Source organism: Kordia sp., assembly GCF_045105435.1.
Lineage (GTDB): Bacteria > Bacteroidota > Bacteroidia > Flavobacteriales > Flavobacteriaceae > Kordia.
Genome location: NZ_JBGCDL010000020.1, coordinates 1 through 4330, shown reverse-complemented (window position 1 = coordinate 4330; position 4330 = coordinate 1). Strand labels below are relative to the sequence as shown.

Sequence of the window (4330 nt, the reverse complement as noted above, 5' to 3'; positions counted from 1 at the left end):
ATGGAACTGTATTAAAAAGTGATTATACGATCATTGCTGCAGATCCTAATCGGCTCATCTCAAACCTTAGGCACCAAGAAACAGTCTGGAAATCATGTGATACACTGTACTTCACCGTTCCGAAAAGGGTCATTCAAAAACCACTAATTGGCTTAATTGCAAATAAAAATTCTTTAATTAATAATATTTTCTACCACAACAGTGTTGGTACTAATTCTAAGGGAGAAAATGAATTGCTATCAGTGACTGTGGTAGAAAAGCACCAATTGAAAGAGGCTGAATTGATTAAGATAGTTCAAGATGAACTAAAGAAATATTGCGGCATCAAAAACGCACAGTTTTTAAAGCACTATTATATCAAACAAGCCCTTCCAAATTTAGAAGATTTAAAATACGAAATGCTGCCCCTTGAAACGAGACTATCAGACAGTATTTTTTTAGCTGGAGACACACAGCTCAATGGTTCTTTGAATGCTGCTATGGCATCTGGCGAAAAAGCGGCCTTAGGCATAGTTGAAACAATGAGTACTACAATTGTTTAATCTTAATCATTCTTAAATTTCGTCATCAATTATCCCTTCTTCATAATTGGGCTTCTTTTTAACCCTTCCATTTTTAAGATTACTTGTAATTACCATCAAAAAATAGATTGGAATGGCTAATAAAATGGGATTTGGTTCAGTATTACCTTTTGTCATGACGCGAACAAATTCACTGATTAGGCTCGCAATAATGATACTGTACAATATTCTGGTCGCCTTTTTACTCATGCTTAAGTTTACCAATAAAAAATGAATGCCCAAAGCTAATGATAATATCCCTAAAAAATTAAAGTAGTCCTGTCGGCAATATTATCTATTTTCCAATACAAAAGTTAGCAAAAATATTTCCAAGTAAATCATCACTTGTAATTTCACCTGTAATTTCTCCAAAATGATATAAGGCTTGACGAATGTCAATTGCCATTAAATCACCTGATAATCCAGATTCTAAACCGTAATGTACTTTGTCAATTTCTTCCAACGCTTTTAGTAAAGCATCATAATGACGTGTGTTGGTAATGATGGTTTCGTTGTTACGCAATGCGCCTGTGTTGACAAAGGAAACGAGTTTGTTTTTTAAATTGTCAACACCCATATTTTCTTTGGCAGAAAGTAGTAATAAGTTGTCAAATTTAAAGGTGTTTTTGATGAATTTTTCATCACCTTTATCAATTTTGTTGGAAACGATTACGATTGGCTTCTGCGGAAATTTATTTTGAAGCTTGTGAATTTCCTGCAACATTATTTTCGATTTTTCTATGTCATTTGATAGGAGCGAAGCATCAAACAAGTAAATAACGACTTGTGCCTGTTCAATTTTTTCGAAGGTTTTCTGAATTCCGATGCTTTCTACGACATCTTTTGTCTCGCGAATTCCTGCTGTATCGATGAATCGGAACGAAATTCCATCAATCACTAATTCGTCTTCAATGGTATCACGCGTAGTTCCTGCAATGTCAGATACAATAGCACGTTCTTCATTTAACAAAGCATTTAGTAAGGTTGATTTCCCCACGTTTGGTTCACCGACAATTGCGACTGGAATTCCATTTTTAATCACGTTTCCAACGGCAAAGGAATCAATCAAACGTTTTAAAACAAATTGAATGCGTTTTACCAAAGTTTTAAACTGCGTACGATCGGCAAATTCGACATCTTCTTCGGCAAAATCGAGTTCCAATTCTATCAAAGAAGCAAAATTCAACAGTTCTTCACGCAAGTTTTTAATTTCATTGCTGAATCCGCCACGCATTTGCTGCATTGCCAATTGGTGTGACGCTTCCGAATCGCTCGCAATTAAATCTGCCACAGCTTCCGCCTGCGATAAATCGAGTTTTCCATTGAGGAAAGAACGTAAGGTAAATTCTCCTGCATTGGCGTTTCTACAGCCATTTCGCAATAATAATTGAATGATTTGTTGCTGAATGTACACAGAACCATGACACGAAATTTCAATTGTATTTTCGCCTGTGTACGAGTTTGGGCCTTTAAACAAAGAAATTAAAACCTCATCTAAAAAACGATCTCCATCAATGATATGCCCTAAATGAATGGTGTGTGACTTCTGTTTGCTTAACTTTTTATTTCGAATCGATTTAAAAAGTGGTTCACAAATCGCAATCGCATCTTTTCCAGAAACTCGAATCACAGAAATTGCGCCTGCTCCAGAAGGTGTTGCCAAAGCCACAATTGTATCATTTGGAATCATAGTGTAAAATTTGTGCAAAAATAGGGAATATGTTTGGTTTGATAGGTTTTTGGTATTAGGTTTTTGATCGTTTTGCTGTTAGCTAATTGAACGTATAAAATTCAAAAAACAACAGTCCAAAATCTAGCATAGCCTTTTTTCATTTTATTTCCTTAGAATAATAAAAGTATTTGAGTTTTTGATTACATTAGACTTCAATTTATTTTCAAACCAAACCAACTTTTGAATACAAGCTTAAAAAAAAGGAAAAAATGGTATGAACGCATTCCACATGCCATCGTAATCATATTCCTAATTATCATTTTTGTAACCTTACTTAGTTATATTATTCCTGCCGGAGAGTTTAAACGTATGGTTGTTGATGGTCGCAATCGCGTGATTCCAAATTCATTTACAATCATTCCAAATACACCAATTGGTTTTTTAGACATGTTTAAGGCAATTCCTTTAGGATTTAAAGCTGCTATCGAAGTCATGTTTGTTGTTTTTGCTGGCGGAATTATGTTCGGAATCATGGAACGTACCAAAGCTATTGAAAATGCAGTTGGTACATTTGTGAAGCTACTTGGACAGGAAAAAAAGTATCTTGCCGTAGTCATTATGACCTTTATTTACGGCGCATTGGGCGTTTTTGTTGGATATGAACATAACATTGCTATGGTTCCTATTGCGGCTGTGGTTGCTTTGGCGCTTGGTGGCGATTTAATATTGGCAGCTGGAATTTCAGTTGGTGCTATTACTATCGGATTTGGACTATCACCTATAAATCCGTATACAGTTGGAGTAGGACATAAAATTGCAGAACTTCCTTTATTTTCAGGCGCGTTGTTACGAAGTATCTTATGTTTAAGCGCACTTAGCTTTTTGGCTTTTTACAATGTTCGATATTTAAAAAAGATTACTAAAAATCCAGAAAAAGGACTTGGAAAAGGACTAAATATAGATGGTATTTCACTAACCAAACCTATAAAAGAATATTCAATATCAACCAATAATTGGCTGGTGATTGCTGTATTTATACTAGGTTTAGCATCAATTTTATATGGCGTTTTCAATCTACAATGGTATCTCAACGAAATCTCTGCTGTATTCTTAATGGTAGCGATTGCTTGTGGAATTATTGGACGAATGGACACCAATACATTTAGCGATACACTTTTAAAATCGGTAGCGTATGTAGCGCCAGGTGCTTTTATGGTCGGTTTTGCAACCACCATAAAAATATTATTAGAAATGGGACATATTAGTGACACCATTTCTTTCCATTTATCAGAATTACTAAAAGATTTACCATTATATATTTCTGCGGTTGGGATGTCCATATCACAAAGTGTAATTAACTTTTTTATTCCTTCTGGGAGCGGACAAGCATTGGCAACGTTACCTGTTATGATTCCGTCTGGAGAAGTAATCGGATTGACACGACAAACCACTATCTTAGCATTTCAAATAGGAGATGGAGTTTCTAACTTAATCAATCCAACACTTGGCGGACTCATCGCAATGCTAAGTATGTGTCGCGTGCCAATAGATCGTTGGTTTCGATTTATATTTCCTGTTGTCATAATGGTATTTATTTTATCAGCAATCACACTCGTAATAGCAGTATTAACAGGCTATAATTAACTATGAACGCAACTACAATATTAAGTGAATTGGTAAGTTTTCCTGTGTTGGGAGGCGAAAGTAATTTGAGTATTATTCATTGGATTCAAGCATATATTGAATCGAACGGAATTGCTACAACATTGGCTCCAAACGAAGAACATACAAAAGCTTCTTTGCACTGTAGAATTGGACCTGCTGTTGATGGCGGCGTCATTCTTTCTGGTCATACCGATGTAGTGCCCGTAAAAGGACAAACTTGGGATACAGATCCTTTTACACTAACCGAGAAGAATGGCAAACTCTACGCACGTGGAAGTTGTGACATGAAAGGTTTTGTAGCGTGTTGCTTAGCCGTTTTGCCAACTATGATTAAAGCAGATCTTAAGAAACCAATTTATTTTGCTTTTAGTTATGATGAAGAAATTGGTTGTTTGGCTGCGCCCGATTTAATAAAACATATTAAAAAAACGTA

Annotated in this window: 3 protein-coding genes and 1 pseudogene; 3 read left to right on the top strand and 1 reads right to left on the bottom strand. The window is 35.5% G+C overall.

Translation table 11 applies throughout. The features are described 5' to 3' along the window. Positions 1 to 542: pseudogene (locus tag AB8B65_RS00900) on the top strand (FAD-dependent oxidoreductase); the annotation flags it as partial. A 313-nt stretch (positions 543 to 855) separates the two neighbouring features. Here the strand turns inward: AB8B65_RS00900 and mnmE are convergent. Continuing rightward, positions 856 to 2250, bottom strand: coding sequence for a tRNA uridine-5-carboxymethylaminomethyl(34) synthesis GTPase MnmE (gene mnmE / locus AB8B65_RS00895; protein WP_405298906.1), 1395 nt, complete (start codon positions 2248 to 2250; stop codon positions 856 to 858). Positions 2251 to 2472: 222 nt separating this feature from the next. Between mnmE and AB8B65_RS00890 the strand changes: the two genes are divergently transcribed. Together AB8B65_RS00890 and AB8B65_RS00885 are read left to right on the top strand one after the other, a co-directional pair. Then, complete coding sequence (locus tag AB8B65_RS00890) at positions 2473 to 3876, top strand: YfcC family protein (RefSeq protein WP_405298905.1); 1404 nt, start codon at positions 2473 to 2475, stop codon at positions 3874 to 3876. Between the two features lie 2 nt (positions 3877 to 3878). Then, positions 3879 to 4330, top strand: a 452-nt coding sequence (locus AB8B65_RS00885) for a M20/M25/M40 family metallo-hydrolase (RefSeq protein ID WP_405298904.1), incomplete at its 3' end; no start/stop codon positions are given.

Bases quoted from the DNA above. Each gene is read 5' to 3' on its own strand.
- mnmE (WP_405298906.1), bottom strand. From the start codon at position 2,250: ATGATTCCAAATGATACAATTGTGGCTTTGGCAACACCTTCTGGAGCA.